This is a genomic window from Tianweitania populi (assembly GCF_014652875.1).
GTDB classification, from domain to species: domain Bacteria; phylum Pseudomonadota; class Alphaproteobacteria; order Rhizobiales; family Rhizobiaceae; genus Tianweitania; species Tianweitania populi.
The window spans coordinates 188439-207629 of record NZ_BMZQ01000004.1 but is presented as its reverse complement, the minus strand read 5'-3'; the positions used below and the strand labels follow the sequence as shown (position 1 = coordinate 207629).

General features: G+C 61.9%; 18 protein-coding genes. 12 read left to right on the top strand and 6 right to left on the bottom strand.

Annotated features, from left to right (window positions below):
• Positions 1-25 precede the first annotated feature (25 nt).
• The 9 genes from urtB (at position 26) to ureC (ending at position 8264) form a co-directional block, all read left to right on the top strand.
• Entirely contained in the window at positions 26-1672 is a 1647-nt protein-coding gene (gene urtB / locus IE166_RS18455) for an urea ABC transporter permease subunit UrtB (protein ID WP_189506848.1), read from the top strand.
• 184 nt (positions 1673-1856) lie between these two features.
• The gene (gene urtC, locus IE166_RS18450) at positions 1857-3011 is read left to right on the top strand and encodes an urea ABC transporter permease subunit UrtC (RefSeq protein WP_189506846.1); all 1155 of its coding nucleotides are present in this window, start codon (positions 1857-1859) and stop codon (positions 3009-3011) included.
• Between the two features lie 2 nt (positions 3012-3013).
• Complete coding sequence (urtD, locus tag IE166_RS18445; RefSeq protein WP_189506844.1) at positions 3014-3760, top strand: urea ABC transporter ATP-binding protein UrtD; 747 nt, start codon at positions 3014-3016, stop codon at positions 3758-3760.
• 8 nt (positions 3761-3768) lie between these two features.
• The gene (urtE, locus tag IE166_RS18440) at positions 3769-4464 is read left to right on the top strand and encodes an urea ABC transporter ATP-binding subunit UrtE (RefSeq protein ID WP_189506842.1); all 696 of its coding nucleotides are present in this window, start codon (positions 3769-3771) and stop codon (positions 4462-4464) included.
• A 43-nt stretch (positions 4465-4507) separates the two neighbouring features.
• On the top strand, positions 4508-5302 hold the full coding sequence (locus IE166_RS18435) for an urease accessory protein UreD (RefSeq protein WP_244641581.1): 795 nt from the start codon (positions 4508-4510) through the stop codon (positions 5300-5302).
• 13 nt (positions 5303-5315) lie between these two features.
• The gene (locus IE166_RS18430; RefSeq protein WP_189506838.1) at positions 5316-5618 is read left to right on the top strand and encodes an urease subunit gamma; all 303 of its coding nucleotides are present in this window, start codon (positions 5316-5318) and stop codon (positions 5616-5618) included.
• 30 nt (positions 5619-5648) lie between these two features.
• Positions 5649-6242, top strand: a complete 594-nt coding sequence (locus IE166_RS18425; RefSeq protein ID WP_189506890.1) for a HupE/UreJ family protein — start codon at positions 5649-5651, stop codon at positions 6240-6242.
• Between the two features lie 4 nt (positions 6243-6246).
• Positions 6247-6552, top strand: a complete 306-nt coding sequence (locus IE166_RS18420; RefSeq protein WP_189506836.1) for an urease subunit beta — start codon at positions 6247-6249, stop codon at positions 6550-6552.
• Complete coding sequence (gene ureC / locus IE166_RS18415; protein WP_189506828.1) at positions 6552-8264, top strand: urease subunit alpha; 1713 nt, start codon at positions 6552-6554, stop codon at positions 8262-8264. The genes IE166_RS18420 and ureC overlap by 1 nt, the downstream gene beginning before the upstream one ends.
• 115 nt (positions 8265-8379) lie before the next feature.
• Here ureC and IE166_RS18410 read toward each other — a convergent pair whose 3' ends face one another.
• The 6 genes from IE166_RS18410 to IE166_RS18385 form a co-directional block, all read right to left on the bottom strand.
• Entirely contained in the window at positions 8380-10017 is a 1638-nt protein-coding gene (locus IE166_RS18410; protein WP_189506826.1) for a thiamine pyrophosphate-binding protein, read from the bottom strand.
• A gap of 52 nt (positions 10018-10069) precedes the next feature.
• Complete coding sequence (locus IE166_RS18405) at positions 10070-10852, bottom strand: ABC transporter permease (protein WP_189506825.1); 783 nt, start codon at positions 10850-10852, stop codon at positions 10070-10072.
• Complete coding sequence (locus IE166_RS18400) at positions 10852-11676, bottom strand: ABC transporter permease (protein ID WP_244641580.1); 825 nt, start codon at positions 11674-11676, stop codon at positions 10852-10854. The genes IE166_RS18405 and IE166_RS18400 overlap by 1 nt, the downstream gene beginning before the upstream one ends.
• 32 nt (positions 11677-11708) lie before the next feature.
• Complete coding sequence (locus IE166_RS18395; RefSeq protein ID WP_189506823.1) at positions 11709-12767, bottom strand: ABC transporter ATP-binding protein; 1059 nt, start codon at positions 12765-12767, stop codon at positions 11709-11711.
• Positions 12768-12849: 82 nt separating this feature from the next.
• A complete protein-coding gene (locus tag IE166_RS18390) occupies positions 12850-13878 on the bottom strand; it encodes an ABC transporter substrate-binding protein (protein ID WP_189506821.1) in 1029 nt (342 codons plus the stop codon).
• A gap of 78 nt (positions 13879-13956) precedes the next feature.
• Positions 13957-14913 carry an isopenicillin N synthase family dioxygenase gene (locus tag IE166_RS18385; protein WP_189506819.1) on the bottom strand — a complete coding sequence of 319 codons (957 nt, stop codon included), beginning with the start codon at positions 14911-14913 and terminating at the stop codon, positions 13957-13959.
• A 168-nt stretch (positions 14914-15081) separates the two neighbouring features.
• On the opposite strand from IE166_RS18385, the gene IE166_RS18380 reads away from it, so the two are divergent.
• From IE166_RS18380 to IE166_RS18370, 3 genes are all read left to right on the top strand, one after another.
• Positions 15082-16215, top strand: a complete 1134-nt coding sequence (locus IE166_RS18380) for a PfkB family carbohydrate kinase (protein WP_189506817.1) — start codon at positions 15082-15084, stop codon at positions 16213-16215.
• Positions 16216-16293: 78 nt separating this feature from the next.
• On the top strand, positions 16294-17106 hold the full coding sequence (locus IE166_RS18375) for an enoyl-CoA hydratase/isomerase family protein (protein WP_189506815.1): 813 nt from the start codon (positions 16294-16296) through the stop codon (positions 17104-17106).
• A 23-nt stretch (positions 17107-17129) separates the two neighbouring features.
• Positions 17130-19184: an acetate--CoA ligase family protein gene (locus IE166_RS18370; protein WP_244641579.1), complete on the top strand. Its 2055-nt coding sequence runs from the start codon at positions 17130-17132 to the stop codon at positions 19182-19184.
• Positions 19185-19191 lie beyond the last annotated feature (7 nt).

Genomic DNA, 19191 nt, shown 5'->3' with positions numbered 1-19191 from the left:
TGCCGCCAGGACCTGGAAGCTGACCTTGCAAAGACGTGTCCAACATTGCCGACAAAGCCGCAGTCTCGCAGTTCTCCCGCTGCTTCTGGCTTTCGTCATTGCCTTCCTCGCTCCGGCCCATGCCGACGAAGCGCAAGTCCGTTCAATCATTACGAAATTTGGCGACGCAAAGGGCTTCCCGCAAATCGAGGCAGTCGTGCAGGAACTCGGCGCCACCGGCGATCCGGTGGTGGCGCGTTCGCTCAACGCCCTGTCGGACGGCGTCCTCCATGTCCGTAAAGCCGACAAGCAGATTTTCATTCTTGAAGAGCGCGGCGGACTTCGTGTGCTTGATCCGCTGTCCGGGGAAGCCGTGGCGGATGCCGGCGTCGCACGCGATTACACCAAGATCCGCGTCAATAATGGGCTGCGCCGCACGATCCGCGGTGTGCTGGGCTCACTGACGCTCAGCGCCTCGGATCCCAATGCGCGGATGCGCGCTGCCGATACGCTGTTCCAGACGCCGGATCCTGACGCGATCGAAACGCTCGATGGCGCAATCGCCGGGGAAAGCGTGCCGGCGGTGAAGATGCGCCTCCAACAAGCCCGAGCCGCTGCTGTCTTGCAGTCCGACTTGCCTGATGCCCAGAAGGAAGAGGCCATCGCCCTTCTCGGTGGCATGGGCGACCGCGCGGCGCTCTCGCTGCTCAACGGGTTCGCGGCCAACGCGCAGGGCGATCTCAAATCCGCCGCCGAAGGCGCGGCGGACCGTATCAACACGACGCTGGCCGCCTGGGACATGGCTCAGAATGTCTGGTTCGGCCTGTCGCTCGGATCGGTTCTCCTGCTGGCCGCCATCGGCCTTGCCATCACCTTCGGCGTCATGGGCGTCATCAACATGGCGCATGGCGAAATGGTGATGCTCGGTGCCTACACGACCTTCGCCGTGCAGGAAGCGATCCGCGCCGGTGCGCCCGGCCTGTTCGACTGGTCGCTCCTCATCGCCGCGCCCACCGCCTTTCTCGTTGCCGGGGCGGTCGGTTTGGCGATGGAACGCGGCATCATCCGCTTTCTTTACGGCCGTCCGCTGGAAACGCTGCTCGCCACATGGGGTGTGTCGCTGATCCTGCAACAGGCGGTGCGCACCATCTTCGGCCCGAACAATCGCGAGGTTGGCAATCCCTCATGGATGTCGGGCTCCTTCGAGCTCGGACAATTGGCGATCACCTGGAACCGGCTCTGGATCGTCGTTTTCGCACTGGCCGTCTTCGCCGTGCTGTTGTTCGTCTTCAACCGCACGAGCTGGGGCCTGCATATGCGCGCGGTCACCCAGAACCGGCGGATGGCCGCATCCATGGGCATCCGCACGCCTTGGGTGGATGCCTTCACCTTTGCCCTGGGTTCGGGCATCGCCGGTATTGCGGGCGTGGCGCTCAGCCAGATCGGCAACGTCTCGCCCAATCTCGGCCAAAGCTACATCATCGACAGCTTCATGGTTGTCGTATTCGGCGGCGTCGGTAATCTCTGGGGCACGCTGGTCGGCGCCATGAGCCTCGGCGTCCTCAACAAGTTCCTCGAACCCTATGCGGGCGCCGTGCTCGGCAAGATCCTCGTGCTCGTGCTGATCATCCTGTTCATCCAGAAACGACCGCGCGGTCTGTTTGCGCTCAAGGGCAGGGCGGTGGAAGCATGATCGCGGTTTTCAGCGTACCAACTACGCCCGTCATCCTCGGGCTTGTACCGAGGATCTGCACCCATAGCAGGGGGAACTTAGAAGCGTGGGTAGATCCTCGGGACGAGCCCGAGGATGACGGCTGGAGGGATGGGGCCTTGTCCGAAGTTCGGCTTGGCGTCGGTGCGTCAGGGAGCATAACCGGATGATCACACAACGCTTCCTGAGCAACGGTTTCAGCCCCCGCATCCAGCTCACGCTGCTGCTTCTCGTGGCGGTAGCCATCCTCGTGCCGGTGCTGAACCTGGCCCTGCCGGCAGACAATCCCTTCCATGTGCCGACCTACCTCGTTGCGCTGTTCGGCAAGTATCTCTGTTATGCCCTGCTGGCCCTCGCGCTCGATTTGGTTTGGGGCTATTGCGGCATTCTCTCGCTCGGCCACGGCGCCTTTTTCTCGCTCGGCGGCTATGCAATGGGCATGTATCTTATGCGCCAGATCGGCTCGCGCGGTGTCTACGCCAACCCGATCCTGCCCGATTTCATGGTCTTCCTGAACTATCGGGAACTGCCGTGGTTCTGGCTCGGCTTCGACCATTTCTGGTTCGCGGCCTTGATGGTGATGGCCGTGCCCGGTCTGCTCGCCTTCGTGTTCGGCTGGTTCGCATTCCGCTCGCGGGTGACCGGCGTTTACCTCTCCATCATCACCCAGGCGATGACCTACGCGCTGCTGCTCGCCTTTTTCCGCAATGACATGGGCTTTGGCGGCAATAATGGACTGACCGACTTCAAAGACATCGTGGGTTTCCCCGTCCAGGCGCAAACGACGCGCGCAACCCTGTTTGCCCTGAGCGCTTTGGCGCTGGCACTGGGCGTCGTGGTCACTGCGGCCATCGTCGGCTCCAAGTATGGAAAGCTGATGATTGCGGTGCGTGACGCCGAGCCCCGCACGCGCTTCCTTGGCTGGCGGCCGGAAAACGTCAAGCTTTTCGCCTTCACCGTCTCGGCTGTCATGGCCGGCATTGCGGGCGCGCTTTACGTGCCGCAGGTCGGCATCATCAATCCCGGCGAATTTGCACCGGCCAACTCCATCGAAGTCGTAGTGTGGACGGCAGTGGGCGGGCGCGGCACGATCATCGGACCCATTATCGGCGCGTTGCTGGTGAATGGCGCAAAAAGCTGGTTCACCGGCGCGCTGCCGGAACTCTGGCTGTTTGCGCTTGGAGGGCTGTTCATCTTCGTCACGCTGTTCCTGCCCAAGGGCATCCTCGGTCTTTACGACCAGTGGACGGGCCACCGCCGTCGCATACGCAAACAAGAGCCCGCGCCCTTGCCCGGCGCCGAAGTCCAGCCGGCGGAATGAGCATGAGCAAAAGCGGAACCATCCTCTACCTCGACGGCGTATCGGTTGCCTTTGACGGCTTCAAGGCGATCAACAATCTGTCGCTGGTTCTCGACCAGGGCGAGATGCGCGCGATCATCGGCCCCAACGGCGCTGGCAAGACCACCATGATGGACATCATTACCGGCAAGACCCGGCCAAATTCTGGACAGGTCTTCTTTAACGGGGACGTCGATCTCACCAAGCATGACGAAGCCGACATCGCCACGATGGGCATCGGCCGCAAGTTCCAGAAGCCGACGGTGTTCGAAAGCCATACGGTTGAGGACAATCTGGTTCTGGCACTTGCCGGCGAGCGCTCGATCCTGTCGGCCCTGTTCGCGCGCCGATCGTCAGGGGAAAGCGTGCGGATCGACGAGATCCTCCAAACGGTCCGTCTTACCCACCGCCGCGACGATCTTGCCGCCGATCTTAGTCACGGCCAAAAGCAGTGGCTGGAAATCGGCATGCTGCTCGCCCAGGACCCGAAACTGCTTCTGGTCGACGAACCTGTGGCCGGCATGACCGACGCGGAAACGGAAGAAACTGCAAGGCTCCTCAAGGACATAGCACGCGATCATTCCGTGATCGTGGTCGAACACGACATGCATTTCGTTAGGGAACTCGGCGTCAAGGTCACCTGCCTGCATGAAGGCTCGGTGCTGTCTGAAGGATCGCTCGACCATGTTTCCGCCGACCCGCGCGTGGTCGAAGTCTATCTCGGACGGTGAGTATCAGCATGCTCGAAGTCAAAAACGCGGTTCTGCATTATGGCGCGGCGCAAGCTCTGCGCGGCGTCTCGCTTCAAGCCGAGCCGGGCAAGATCACCTGCGTGCTTGGCCGCAACGGCGTCGGCAAGACCAGTCTGATGCGCGCGATCGTCGGTCATCATCGGCTGACATCGGGCAGCGTGCAGTTCGAGGGCAGGTCGATCGGCTCTACGGCCGCATATGATCGAGCCCGTTCTGGCATCGGATTTGTGCCGCAAGGGCGGGAAATCTTCCCGCTTTTGACCGTCAAGGAGAACCTTTTCACCGGTTTTGCGCCGCTAAACCGGAAAAACAGGAGCATTCCTTCCGATGTTTTCCAGCTTTTTCCCGTGCTGAACGCGATGCTGGCACGTCGAGGCGGCGATCTTTCCGGTGGCCAGCAACAGCAACTCGCGATCGGCCGGGCATTGGTCATGCGGCCGAAACTGCTGATCCTCGACGAGCCGACCGAAGGCATTCAGCCCTCCATCATCAAGGACATCGGCCGCGCTCTGCAATTCCTTCGCGACCAGATGGGCATGACGATCCTGCTGGTCGAACAATATCTCGACTTCTGCCGGCAGCTCGCCGACGCCATCTACATCATGGATCGCGGTGAGATACTGCATTCGGGGCCAGCCAGCGATCTCGACATGCCTGAGGTAAAGCGGCATCTCACCGTCTGATATCATGCAATCTCAGCTCACGAACGCAGCGCCTCCTATCACCATGCAACGCTCCTCCGGCACGGGTCGGCTGGGTACGCAGTTGCGTGATGGCCGGACGCGGTTGGCGACGCTCTACCAGGAAGGCTGCTGCAAGCTTCGATTGCCGCGGGCGCACGGATCGGCGCTGGAGGCGGTGCTCATCAACACGTCCGGGGGGCTTACCGGCGGCGATGCGATTGGCTGGGAAGCCGAGGCTTCCGCCGGCTGTAAGGTGGTGCTGACGACGCAAGCCTGCGAACGCGCTTACCGGTCGACCGGGGATGCTGCCGAGATTTTGGTGAAGCTTCAGGTTGGGCGCGATGCCCATCTCGACTGGCTGCCGCAGGAAACGATCCTGTTCGAAAGGAGCCGCCTCGAGCGCAGGCTTGAGGTCGATCTGGAGGAGGGCGCGACCTTTACGGCAGTGGAAGCGGTTCTTCTTGGCCGAGAGGCTATGGGGGAGACGGCGCGCCGTGCCTGCCTCAGCGACAACTGGCGCATTCGTCGCAACGGGCGGCTGATCCATGCGGAAGCGACACGTCTGGACGGAACCGACATCGAACGCGGCGCCCTCTCGCTTCTCGCCGGCAACAATGCCTTTGCCACCGTGCTGGCGATAACGCCCGATGCCGCGAACAAGCTTGAAGCGCTGCGCTCCTTGCTTCCGGCGCATGTTGCAGCCGGCGCAAGCGTCATCGAAGATCGGCTGGTTCTGCGCGCGCTCGCGCCATCCGGCCTGGCGTTGCGACGCGTTCTGGCTCCAGCCATCGCGCTGCTTTCAGGCGCCGGTACGCTGCCGCGCTTGTGGACCATCTGAGAAGGACCGGACAATGAACCTCACTCCGCGCGAAAAAGACAAGCTGCTGATTTCCATGGCGGCGATAGTCGCGCGACGCAGACTTGAGCGCGGCGTGAAGCTCAACCATCCCGAGGCTATCGCTCTGATCAGTGATTTCGTGGTCGAAGGCGCGCGCGATGGGCGGGCGGTTGCCGATCTGATGGAAGCCGGCGCGCATGTGATTACGCGCGAACAGGTCATGGAAGGCGTGCCTGAAATGATCCACGACATTCAAGTGGAGGCAACATTCCCGGACGGCACCAAGCTGGTGACCGTTCACGAGCCCATCCGCTGATTACCAGCAATATCCGAGGGAACACCCATGATGATCCGCAACCGCCTGGCAATCAGCGCTTTCGTTTTTCTCGCTGCAACCGCGCCCGCTTTCGCGCATCTCGATCCGGGCGAGCACGGCTCGTTTGCAGCAGGCTTCTCGCATCCGCTGTTTGGCGCCGATCATATCCTTGCCATGGTCGCGGTCGGGCTGTGGGCGGCTTTGCTCGGCGGTCGTGCGCTGTGGCAGGTGCCAGTGGCCTTCGTCGGAACGATGATGCTCGGCTTTGCCGCAGCCCTTTTCGGCGCACCGCTGCCCTTTGTGGAACCTGTGATCCTCGCTTCCGTCGTCGTCATCGGGTTGGCAGCGGCGGCAGCGCTCAAGGTTCCCACGCCGGCGGCCATGGCGATGGTCGGCTTCTTCGCCTTCTTCCATGGCCATGCGCATGGCGGGGAACTCGGCGAGGCAGGGGCTGCGTCCTTCATGATCGGCTTTGCGCTGGCCACCGCTTTTCTGCACCTGGCGGGCGTGGTGATCGGCCTTGGACTGGGTCGGGTGTTTGGCGGGCAACTTGGCCAGATGGTGACGCGTGGCGCCGGTGGTCTGACGGCACTGGCCGGTCTTTGGCTGGCGCTTGGAGCCTGACGCCATGATCCCCGGAGAAGTGATAACACAAAGCGGCGAGATCGAGCTGAACGCCGGCGCGCCGCAGCTTGTGCTGGAAGTCGCCAATACGGGCGATCGGCCGGTTCAGGTCGGCTCGCACTACCACTTCTTCGAGGTCAACGAAGGTCTGCGCTTTGAGCGCGACAAGGCGCGTGGCATGCGCCTCGATATCGCGGCGGGAACGGCGGTGCGGTTCGAACCGGGACAAACCCGCGAAGTGCGGCTGGTGCCACTTGGCGGCTCGCGTCAGGTTTACGGCTTCCAGCAGAAGATCATGGGAGAACTCTGATGCCGGCAAAGATCTCCCGCGCGGCCTATGCCGACATGTACGGCCCGACCGTCGGCGACAAGGTCCGGCTGGCCGACACGGAACTCTTCATCGAGGTCGAGAAGGATTTCACCATCTATGGCGAGGAGGTGAAGTTCGGCGGCGGCAAGGTGATCCGCGACGGGATGGGCCAGAGCCAGGCGACTCGCGCGCAAGGGGCCGTCGACACAGTCATCACCAATGCGCTGATCGTCGATCACACCGGTATCTACAAGGCCGATGTCGGTCTGCGCGATGGCTTAATCGCAAGCATCGGCAAGGCCGGCAATCCCGATACGCAAGCCGGCGTGACGATCATCGTCGGGCCCGGCACGGAGGTAATCGCAGGCGAAGGCAAAATCCTCACGGCCGGCGGTTTCGACACGCATATCCATTTCATCTGCCCGCAGCAGATCGAAGAAGCGCTGATGTCCGGCCTCACCTCGATGCTCGGTGGTGGCACCGGACCAGCGCATGGCACGCTTGCTACGACCTGCACGCCCGGTCCGTGGCATCTCGGTCGGATGATCCAGTCCTTCGACGCCTTTCCCATGAACATCGGCCTTGCGGGTAAGGGCAACGCCTCGCTGCCCGGCGCGCTGATCGAGATGGTGGAAGGTGGAGCCTGCGCGCTCAAGCTGCATGAAGACTGGGGCACGACGCCGGCCGCGATCGACAACTGCCTGAACGTCGCCGACGATTTCGACGTGCAGGTGATGATCCACACCGACACGCTGAATGAAAGCGGCTTCGTGGAAGACACGCTGGCGGCCTTCAAGGGCCGCACCATCCATTCCTATCATACGGAGGGTGCGGGCGGCGGCCATGCGCCTGATATCATCAAGGTGGCGGGTTTCGCCAACGTCATTCCGTCCTCGACCAACCCGACCCGCCCTTATACGCGCAACACGGTGGCCGAACACCTCGACATGCTGATGGTGTGCCATCATCTCGATGCTTCCATCCCCGAAGACGTTGCCTTCGCCGAAAGCCGCATCCGCAAGGAAACGATTGCCGCGGAAGATATTCTGCACGACCTTGGCGCGTTTTCGATCATTTCGTCGGACAGCCAGGCGATGGGGCGGGTCGGCGAGGTTATCATCCGCACTTGGCAGACCGCCGACAAGATGAAGCGCCAGCGCGGGGCCCTGCCGGAAGAAACCGGAAACAACGACAATTTCCGCGTCCGCCGCTACATCGCCAAATACACGATCAACCCGGCAATCGCCCATGGCGTGTCGCGCCACATCGGCTCCATCGAGGTCGGCAAGCGCGCCGACCTCGTTTTGTGGAAGCCGGCCTTCTTCGGCGTAAAACCGGAACTGGTTCTGCTCGGCGGCACCATCGTCGCCGCGCCGATGGGCGATCCGAACGCATCCATTCCAACACCGCAGCCGATGCATTACCGTCCAATGTTTGGCGCCTATGGCAAGGCGGTGTCGGCGTCCTCCGTAACCTTCACGTCCCGCGCGGCACTCGACAGCGGTTTGCGCGAGCGGCTTGGCGTCGATAAGGCCATGATCGCGGTTGAGAATACGCGCGGCGGGATCGGCAAGGCCGCGATGAAACTCAACGATGCCACGCCGTATCTGGAGGTCGATCCGGAGACCTATGAGGTTCGCGCCGATGGCATGCTGCTGACCTGCGAACCGGCGGACGTGCTCCCGATGGCGCAGCGATACTTCTTGTTCTAGCTGCTGCTTCAACTGCAGAGAAGGCTTAGCTGAGATGCAGCGCCTTCTTTGCAGTTGCAGTCGCTTCGAGCGTCATTCGCTCAAGGTGAAACAGCGTCGGATAGCCCGCGGGTCGTCACATAAATACCTTTTCGGGATCCAAGCTAAGCTCGATCAAGCTTGGTCCGTTCCGGCTGGTCAGCGTTTTCAGCGCTACCTCTAGCTCCGCTGGATTTGGGACCTTACAAGCGGTCATACCCATGGCCCGCGCTATGCCGGTAAAATCAGGCGGGCTTGTCATGGACAGAGCGGGCGACATGCCCTTGTTCGTGAACTGGATGTGTTCAGCTCCGTAGCTGCCATCGTTGCAGAGGATGATGGCAAGGTTGAGCTTCTCGCGCACCACGGTCGAGAGCTCGGTCAAGCCGCCCATGGTGAAGCCGCCGTCGCCGGCAACTAGAACGGTCAGTTTGTCAGGCGCCGCTCTTGCTGCCCCGATCGCTTCTCCGAGGCCGCAGCCGATTGAGGCGAAATTGGCAGTATAAACGAGATGGCGCGGGTCGCTCACGGGAAGGTTTCGCCAGGCGGAAACCACGAAGCGGCCAAGATCCGTCACGAGCACCCGGTCGCATGGCAAGGCTTGATGGATCCGTCGCAAGGCGGGCTCATAGTCGATGGTGCCGTCCGAAGTCTCGCGCGTTGGCGGCAGTTGTGCTTGTGCCTCTGCCTCTCGCGACAAGGCTTCGGCGAGATCAGCATCGGTTGCGCCCGATGGTGCAATCTCGGCCAGATCAAGCATTTCAACAATCTTGTCGGCCATCGAAGCGGGGTCGGCAATCAACAGCATGCCCGGATCGGTGCGCCGGTCGTTATCCAGTGGATCGCCTAGGATCTGGATCACGCGCTTGCCGTCGAGCAGCTTGCCGTTATCGGTCGTCAACCGGCTGAGGCTTGCGCCAAAGGCGATGACGCAGTCGGACTTCAGCAGTGTTTCGAGGGCGACAGGGCGGGCAAGCGTACCGAGAACGCCGAGGTCGAAGGGTGCGCCGTGAAAGAGGCCGGATGCTTTCAGTGTCGTTGCGACGGGCGCTTCGAGGCGGGCGGCGAGGCGGAGGAGCGCAGCCTTTACATCCGGCGCTATGGCGCCTCGGCCGGCAAGGATGAGAGGCCGCTTGGCGGAGGCAATCGCACCAAGGGCCTCGTCGAACGCGTCACCTTCAACGATGACAGTCCGAACAACAGGAATAGGCAGCTTCACCGGACTTGCAGCCGTCTTCTCCCATTGCAGATCTGCGCGCATGTTGAACACAACTGGTCGCCGCTCGAGGGAAGCTTGCCGAAAGGCACGCGCCAGATCGCTCGAGGCAGTATCCGGCGTTCGCATGTCCACGAAGCCGGCACCCGTTGCCTTGACCAACTCGCGCTGGTCGATCTTTTGCAGATGTTCGCGATCATGCGGCGCCGTGTCGCCGCAGAGCAAGACCACCGGGATGCCGCCCTTGGCTCCTTCGGCCAAGGCAGTCATGGCATTGGTAAGAGCCGGCCCATGGGTGATTGTCGCCACGCCAGTCAGCCCGGATACCTGAGCATAGCCGAGTGCCGCAAGGACCGCCGTTGCTTCGTGCGCACACGCCGTATAGCGGCCCCAGTCTGCGCGCACCCAGGCATCGACCATGTAGAGGTTAGCATCACCAATCAGGCCGAAAAGCTCCGTCACGCCGTGAGCGTGGAGGGATTGGGCCAGAAGCTCGAAAACCGGTTTTATAGCGTGCATCCTGTGAAAGCCTTGGTAGTCCATCGCGTGTGACGAAGCCGGGGAACGCCCGTCAGAAACGATGCACGCGCAGGCCCAAGACCTTTTCCGATATGATGACAACCAGGATGGTGACGACGATCGAGACGGTCGAAACGGCGGCCGCTTCCGGCGTGTAGTTCGTCTTCAGGTAATCGAACAGCTGGATTGGCAGCGTGGAACTGCCGATGCTCTTCAGCATGAAGCTGATGGTGAAGACGTCGAAGGAGATCACGAACGCAAACAAGCATCCGCTGAAGACGCCGGGCTTGATCAGCGGCAAGGTGATGCGGCGGAAGCGGGTCCAGCGGCTTGCACCCAGCGACTGCGCCGCCATCGACCAGTCAGGATCGTAGCCCTCGAGGCTGGAGGTCACGTTCATGAACACGAAGGGCAGCGTGATCAGCACATGGCCGACCAGAAGACCGAACATCGTGGTGGTGCCGATGCCGACCGCATACACGAAGAAGAGCAGCGAGATCGCCGTCAGCACTTCCGGCAGAAGCAGCGGCGACAGCATGGCGATCCGGATGGTTTCCTTCGAGCGGGCCGCATAGTTCACGTAATACACGGCGGCCATCGTACCTATGATACCCGACACCACCATGGCGACTGCCGCGATCCAGAGCGACGTGCGGATCGCGCGCATGAAGACTTCATTGTTGAGGAAGGCCACGTACCAACGCAGCGAGAACCCCTGCGGCGGGAAGGTCAGGAACTCGCCTGAGTTGAAAGATGCGCCGACCACGACGGCGATCGGCAGAAGCAGGAAAATGTAGATGATGACCGAATAGATGTTGAGTGCCTGACGCGCCATCAGCCGACCTTCCACTTCATCCGCGTGGCACGGGCGAAAATCATCACGATTACCGCACCGATCGCCGACAGCATGAGCGCGAGCGCCGCACCAAGGGGCCACTGGAACGTGTCGAGCAAAGCGTCGACCACCGTCACCGCCATGGTCTTGACCCTCAACCCGCCGATCATGGCCGGCGTGACATAGGCCGACAGCGACAGCACGAAAACGAGGATGCAGCCGGCCTGGATGCCGGGCATCGCCAGCGGCAGGAGGATGCGGCGGATCACCGTCGCGCGGCCCGCGCCAAGTGATCGTGCGGCAGAAACAACCGCCGGATCGATGGACTGCACGGCCGACATGATTGGCAGGATCATGAACGGCAGGAAGACATGGACGAGCGCGATGATGATGCCGAGGGAATTGTACATCAGCGGCAAAGGATACTCGGTCAGCCCGAGATTGATCAGCGTGCGGTTGATGACGCCATTGTTGCCGAGCAGGATCGTCCAGCCATAGCTGCGGATGACGATGCCGACCAGCAATGGCGACAGCACGATACCATAAGCGAGGCCACGCCAGCGCAGATCGGCGCGTCCAAGCTGAAAAGCGACCGGCAGGCCGATCACAAGGGTTGCGAAGGTCGTGACGATGCCGATCCACAGCGTGTTGAACAGCTGGCCTTGATAAAGCGGCGAGCTGAAGATGCGCGCATAGTTCATCAGCGTATAGCCGTCCGCATAGGGCGTTCCCTGGCCGGGATTGCGGAAGCTGGTGACGAGGATGTTCAGGTAAGGAATGGCCATGAACACGATCAACAGGATCGCGGCAGGGAGTAGCAGCAAATAGGGTCGATTCCCGGGCGATGCCGTCTGCATCATGCTGCCTCGATCGGCCAGAAGCGATGCGCGTCGACGGATAGACGCACTTGTGCGCCCGGCTCGAAGCGCGTACGGGCAATCGTCTTGACGTCGACTTTCGTGCCGTCCGCCATGGCCAGCGTGTAATCGAGGATCGCGCCGGAAAAGTAGGAGCTGACCACGGTTGCCGGAATGCCATGCCCGGCTGTATCGGGAACGATGTCAATGGCTTCCGGGCGCAGCGCCAGAGTTACGGCAGAACCCCGGCCGCGCGTTTTTGCCGGCACTTCCGCGGGTCCGAATGGCGTTTCGATGCACGCCAGATCGCCATCAACAGAGGCCACGAAACCGTCGATGAAGTTGACCTGTCCCACAAAGCCGGCGACCTCACGGCTGACCGGATAGTCGTAGATGTCGCTGGGCGGCGCTTGTTGCGCGATCTTGCCCCCGAACATGACAACGACGCGATCCGACATCGTCATCGCCTCTGCCTGGTCATGCGTGACGTAGACTGTGGTGATGCCGACGCGCCGCTGCAGGTCGCGGATGAAAACGCGCATCTCCTCGCGCAGCTTGGCGTCGAGGTTAGCCAGCGGCTCGTCGAGCAGGAGGATGCGCGGCTCGATCACCAGCGCACGGCCGATCGCAACACGCTGCTGCTGCCCGCCGGACAGCTGGCGCGGATACCGGTCCGCGTAGGGTCCAAGTTGAACGAGGTCCAGCGTGGCATCAATGCGCCGTTGCATCTCCGCCTTCGGCACCTTGCGCATTTCCAGCCCGAAGGCGAGGTTGCCGCGCACGGTCATATGCGGGAACAACGCATAGTTCTGGAACACCATGCCGATGTCGCGCCCTTCGGGCGGCACCGCAACGACATCGTCGCCATCGAAGGCGATGCTCCCGGACGTCACGCTTTCGAAGCCCGCCAGCATCTTGAGCGTGGTTGTCTTTCCGCAGCCCGATGGGCCGAGCAGCGACACGAACTCGCCGGACGGGATTTCCAGCGAGATCGAATCCACGGCCTTGATGGCCTGACCATAGATCTTCGTCAGATTGCGGATGGTGACTTTGGTCATCGGCTACTCAGGCATTCCGGTGAGAAAGGCAGACCGCGAGGAAATGACCCGCGGTCGGATGGCACGCCGCTTGGCCGCGCGATCAGCCGACGGTCGAGGCCCAGCGCTCAGACAGTTCGTTCTGGTGCTCATTCACGAAGGCCCAGTCCCACTGCAGGATTTCGCTCATCCGATCGCCCGAAATCGGTACCTCGTACGCCAGTTCATTCGGTGCCTTCACAGCGGTGTTGGTGGGAGACACGTAGAAGCCGCGCATGAGTAGTTCCTGCGCTTCCGGCGAAAGGAGGAAGTTGGCGTATTGATATGACAACTCCTTTTCAGGACCGTTAGCGAGGATGTTCAGCGTCTGGTCGAACGCCATGACACCTTCTTCCGGAACGACATAGTCGACAGGCAGACCCTGCTTCTTCAGCCGCGCGATTTCCGCGAAATCGAACGGGGCGACGACGATCTCGCCGGAGGCCAGAGCCGTCGAAAGATTGAAGTCGACCTGAATGACTTGGCCGAGATCCGCGAGCGCCTTGAAGCCGGCATCGACATCATACTGATCCTTGCCGAACAGGCGGGAAGCCAGCAGCAATTCCATCTTGCCGGCGGAATTGGCAAAGTTGTAGAGGCCGATGCGATTGCGGAATTCCGGGTTTTCCCAGAGGTCGTGCCATCTCTTAGGCGGGGTCTGGACCATGTCGGTCCGATAACCGATGCCGACCGGCGAGTAACAGACGACGACACCATAGCCGCCGGTGTTGCGGGCCACCTGGTAGGTAGAATTATAGTTCGGCAGCTTTGAAAGATCGAGCTGCTCGAAGAAGCCTTCCTTGCGCAAGCCTTCCGAGAAAACTTCGTTTGTCATGACGATGGAATAAGGCGGCTTCTGCGGTCCGGCCGCGCGCAGATTTGCTCCGAAGACGCGTCCGTTACCCACATCCAGGGTGACGTTTGCACCGCTGAGCTTCGTGAACTCCGGCGCGATCTTGTCGCGCCAGAACTGTTCCCAGACACCGCCCAGCGTCGGAACGATGAGGGTCCGTTGCTGTGCGAAGGCTGCGCGTGTCGGCAACAGAGCTGCCGCAGCCAAAGCGCCAAGCGCTTGCCGTCGATTGAGTTCCATCTTGGTCCTCCATTGTGACCCGTGTGTTGCACCCTCTGCAGACCTGATCTTGCGCCAGGTTCTGCTTTGATCGACCGATTAGCCTTTGCTGAAGGCTTGGCCGGTCTTCACCTTGATATATTCACCATACGTGATCGGCTCATACTTGGCGCCTTGTCCAGCAAAAGCTGGAAGGCATTCGATCACCGTGTCCTTGGATGGATTGAGGAAGAATGGGATCGATTGGCGCCGCGCGGTGCCGCCATAGCCGGAAGGCGGATTAGCCACCCGATGCGGCGTCGAGACCCATTCATCATTTGTCCAGCGCATGAAGGCGTCGCCGATATTGATGACATAGGCGCCCTCGATCGACGGTGCGTCCAGCCATTCGCCATCGCGGTTGCGCACCTGGAGACCGCCTTGTGACGCTTCGGAGCGCAGGATGGTCATGAAGCCATAATCGGTGTGGACGCCGGCGCGAAGCTGGCCGGGCTCTGGCTCAACATGCTGCTCGGGATAGTTGATCACGCGCAGGGCCGATAGGTGATCGACAAACTCCTTCTCGAAATGATCGGGCGCAAGGCCGATCGCGCTGCAGAAGATCCGGCGCAGATGGCCGGCCAGAATTTCCATTTCGCTGAAATAATCCTCGAAGGCAGACTCCAAGCCGGACGGCTTGGAAGGCCAAGCGTCACCCGGCAGGCGAGGACCGTAATTCAAGCTTTCCTTGAAGTCGCCGGGTGTCTTCAATCCCATCGTGGCCGCCAAGGCTTCGTCGGCAATTGGGGAAAAGGCGACGCCGCCGATCTCGCTCGTGCCGCGTCCTTGCCCGACCTTCCACTCCTGCGGCTCATCGAAGAAAGCACGCGCCGTGTCGTAGAGCCTGGCGGTCACGTCCTTCGGCACGCCATGACCTGTCACCAGAAGGAAGCCGAGATTGCGGCAGGCCGCTTCAACCGCGCGAACCACATCGGCAGAGCCGGCTTCATTGGCGATGAAGGGAGCAATGTCGATGACCGGAATGTCGATGGTCAGCGTGTCGGCGGTTGAACTCATTCTCACATCCTCCAGTCGCGAGAACGAGACCTGCAAATCGGCTGAAGAAGGAGGCTTGGAACACCTGCCTTGAAGCCGGTCTCGCTCACTTGTTTCGCTGAAAACTATTGTTGACAACAAAAACTGTTGTTGTCTACACAAAAAAGCACGAGCAGCAGCAGGCGAGTGATGGCGGACCTAACCACCCAGGAAGCGGCGGTTCTTGAGCAGATCTCGCGCAACCCTTTTGCGGGTCAGCAGGAAATTGCAGATGCGCTTGGCATTGCTCGATCGACCGTCGCGGCCCACATCGTTCAGCTCATCAAACAGGGGCACATTCTTGGCCGCGGCTATGTCCTGCCCGAGCCCGGACACATCGTCTGTATCGGTGGCGCCGTTTTCGACCGTAAGCACCGCTTGCTATCGCCGCTCGCGATGGAAACCTCGAACCCCGTCGACAGCGTCCACAGCTTCGGAGGGGTGGCGCGCAACGTGGCGGAAAGCCTGGCGCTTCTCGGCGAACGGCCACTGTTCATTTCGGCCGTGGGCGACGATCAGACCGGCCAGCACCTGCTGAACCATCTACGTGGACGCGGCGTGGATGTCAGCGGCGTCATCATGGTGCCCGGCCAGATCACTGCCGAATACAGCGCGGTGCTAAGTCCGGACGGACAGCTCGTCTTCGGCATGGACAATATGCGTTTGTTCGACCTGTTGACCCCCGGTGCGCTGGCGCGGATCTGGTCTCACCTTGCAGCCGCATCATGGGTGTTCGCGGAAACCAATTTGCCGGCCGAAACACTGGAAGCCTTGATCCGGCGTCAGGGCGGAGGACGCTACAAGCTGGCAATCGACGCAGTTTCCATCGGCAAGGTCCGCAAATTGCCGAAGGATCTGACCGGCATCGATCTTCTGCTTCTGAACGCGGATGAGGCAGCCATCCTCCTGTCTGGTGCCCGTGCCACAACGCTCGACGAGGCGCTGGACGCCGCACAAGCCCTGCAAAGCCAAGGCGCCGGCATGGTGCAACTTTCGTTGGGATCAAAGGGCGTCGTCATTGCGGGCGAGGGGACGCAGACAACGCTTCCCTCCATACCGGCCACGGTGATCGATCTAACTGGTGCCGGCGATGCAATGGTCGCCGGAACCTTGCATGGCTTGTTGAGCGGGAAGGAACTTGCAGCAGCCACGGCGCTCGGCAACCTGATGAGCGCCTTGACCATCGAGACGACGGGAACAGTCCGGGCCGATCTCAGCCTCGCAACGCTGGAAAGTCACGCCCGGATGCGCATGCCTGCGCCAAGCGCGGGGCAGCCCGCTTAGACGATAAACAGCCGTCCATGCGGCGAGAGGGTTACGGCGGCACAAAGGGTAAACCGGCTGCCAGAATGAGGAGAAGACATGACCTACGAGACGATCCTGTACGAAAAGGACGCGACCGATAAATTCGCCACCATCACGATCAATCGGCCCGACAAGCTGAACGCGATGAACAAGACGGTGGTGCGCGAGATCGATGCGGCCGTTGCGGCTTCCGTCGCCGATCCGGACGTCAACGCCCTGATTATCACCGGTGCAGGCCGCGCCTTCTCGTCGGGTTACGATCTGCAGGGTGGCGACTTCGACGTGGATTTCGACTTCTGGGTCGAGGACATGACGGAAAACGCCGAAGCGCTCCTGAACATCTGGAAAGCGCCGATCCCGGTTATCGCCGCCGTTAACGGTTATGCACTGGCCGGCGCGCTTGAACTTGTCATGAGCTGTGATCTCGCGATCGCGGCCGACAACGCCAAGTTCGGCGAGCCGGAAGTGCGGCACAATTCCGGTCCGCCGGCGCTGATGATGCCCTGGCTGCTCGCCACGCGCGACGTGCGTTGGCTGATGTATACCGGGGACACGATTGATGCCGAGGAAGCGTTGCGCATGCATCTCATCAACAAGATCGTGCCGGCCGCCGAGCTGAAGCAGAAGTCGGAGAATCTGGCGCGCAAGCTGGCCCGCGTTCCCACGCCGGCGCTGAAATACACCAAGATGTCGATCAACAATCAGCAGATGATCGCCGGCATCCGGGAGAGCTTCAACTACAACGTCACGGCGATTGCCGGCCTGCATGTCACCAAGGCGGGCAATGAGTGGATGAAGAAACTCGGCCATATGACGCTCAAGGAGTATCTTGAGTACCGGGACGGCCCCTTCCGCGGGCTCGACGTCTGATGATCCAGGACCTGCGCCCTCTGATGGCGCCGCGCTCCGTCGCCGTTGTGGGTGCCACGGAGCGCGCGGGCGCCTCCGCCGGTTACGTGATGCGCAACCTGATCGGCATGAACTATGCCGGTCGAATTCTGCCTGTGCATCCGCGTGAAAGTTCGGTCTTCGGATACAAGGCGGCGCCTTCGATCTCGGCGCTCGACGAGGCGCCGGATTGCGTGGTGATCGGCATCGGCGCGGCGCATGTTGCCGGGGTGCTGCAAGAGGCCGGCCAGCGGGGAACGCGCGCGGCGGTCGTGCTCGCGTCCGGCTTCGGTGAGGTCGGCGAGACGGGTGCTGCTCTTGAAGCCGAACTAACCGAGGTTGCTCGCCGTCACGGCATGGTGCTGTGCGGACCCAACTGCCTCGGCCTCGTTTCCCTCGCAAACGGCGCTGCACTTTACTCCTCCACGCTCGATCCGGCCATGAAACGCGGCCGCATGGCGCTGATATCGGCATCCGGCGCCAGCGCCATTGCGCTCGGCAATTCCGGCCGCGTCGGCGTTTCGGCACTCGTTTCGATGGGCAATGCGCCGGTGACCAGCCTCGGCGATTATCTTCGCTGGTTCGCGCAGGATCCGGAAACGGACGTGATCGGCCTGGTCATCGAAGGTATCCGCGATCCAGCTTCGATCGCGTCGGCCATGGAAGCGGTGCATGCCGCCGGCAAGACCGCGATCGCGCTTCGAGTGGGCCGATCCGCTGAAGGTCAGCGCGCGACGGCAGCGCATACAGGCGCGCTCGCCGGTGCTGCCGAAGCGCAGGCCGCCTTCCTCGCGCGCGTGGGCATCGTCGATTTGCCTGATATGGACAGCTTCATCGAAGCTGGTGTGTTGTGCTCCGGCGGTAAGCGCCCCAAAGCTGGAGCGGTCGCGGTGGTCGGTGTCAGCGGCGGCGGCGTTGCGCATGTCACTGATATCGCCAGCGAAGTCGGGCTGCACCTAGCAACCCTTGCGCCGGAAACTGTGGAACGCCTGCGCGTGTTGCTGCCGGATTTCGCCACGCCGCAAAACCCGCTGGATGTGACCGGTGCCGCCTTCGGCGACCCGAATGTTTATCGTGGGGCGCTGGACGCTTTGGATGCTGATCCAAAGGTGGCCGTCACGATCGCCGCGCAAGATGCCCCGCCCGGTCTATCTCCTGCTATTGCAGCGGAATATTCTGGCATTGCAGGCGCGGTCGCTACCTATGCAGGCAACACGCCTGTCATCGCGATGTCGAACCTTTCTGCCGGCGTGCATCCTGACGTCGCCGCAGCTTATGGCGATGCGGTGCGGCTTCATGGCACCCGTGCCACGCTGACGGCCATCGCGCGCTGCCAGGCGGCAAGCCGAACCGTGACATGGCATGGGGCCAGCGCGGGCGATGCACCGCTCGATGCTGAACCAGGCCCGATCAACGAAGCCGTAGCTCGCGCCATCTTCGCTGAGATCGGCCTGAATGGACCGACCGGCGAAGTTGCGGCAACCGCCGATGAAGCTGTAGCGATTGCCGAGCGCATCGGGAGCAAGGTCGCGATGAAGATCGCGTCACCCGACATCGCGCACAAGACTGAAGCTGGCGGCGTCGTGCTCGGTGTAGAGGGTGGTGAAGCAGCCGGCGTGATCTTCGAGCGCATCATGGCATCGGCCAGGGCTTACGCGCCGGATGCGCGTTTGGACGGCGCGCTGGTGCAGGAAATGGTCACCGGCGGCGTTGAGGTTCTGCTCGGCCTCGTTCAGCATCCGCCCTTTGGTCCCGGGCTGGTTGTGGGCGCCGGTGGCACGCTGACCGAACTGATGCAGGACGCTGCCTTTGATCTTCTTCCGATCGATGCCGAGCGTGCCGAGGCCATGATCGCGCGTACGCGCCTCGCCAAGCTGCTGGCTGGTATGCGGGGCGCGCCGGCTGCCGATCGCAGAGCGCTTGTCGATGCCATGGTCGCGCTGTCAGAGTTCGGCGAGCGGCATGCGGCGGCCATCGAGGCGGTCGACCTCAATCCCGTCGCGGTTCTGCCGGAAGGCAAGGGTATCCGTCTGTTGGATTCTCTCATTCTGCGGGCATGAGCGCCCG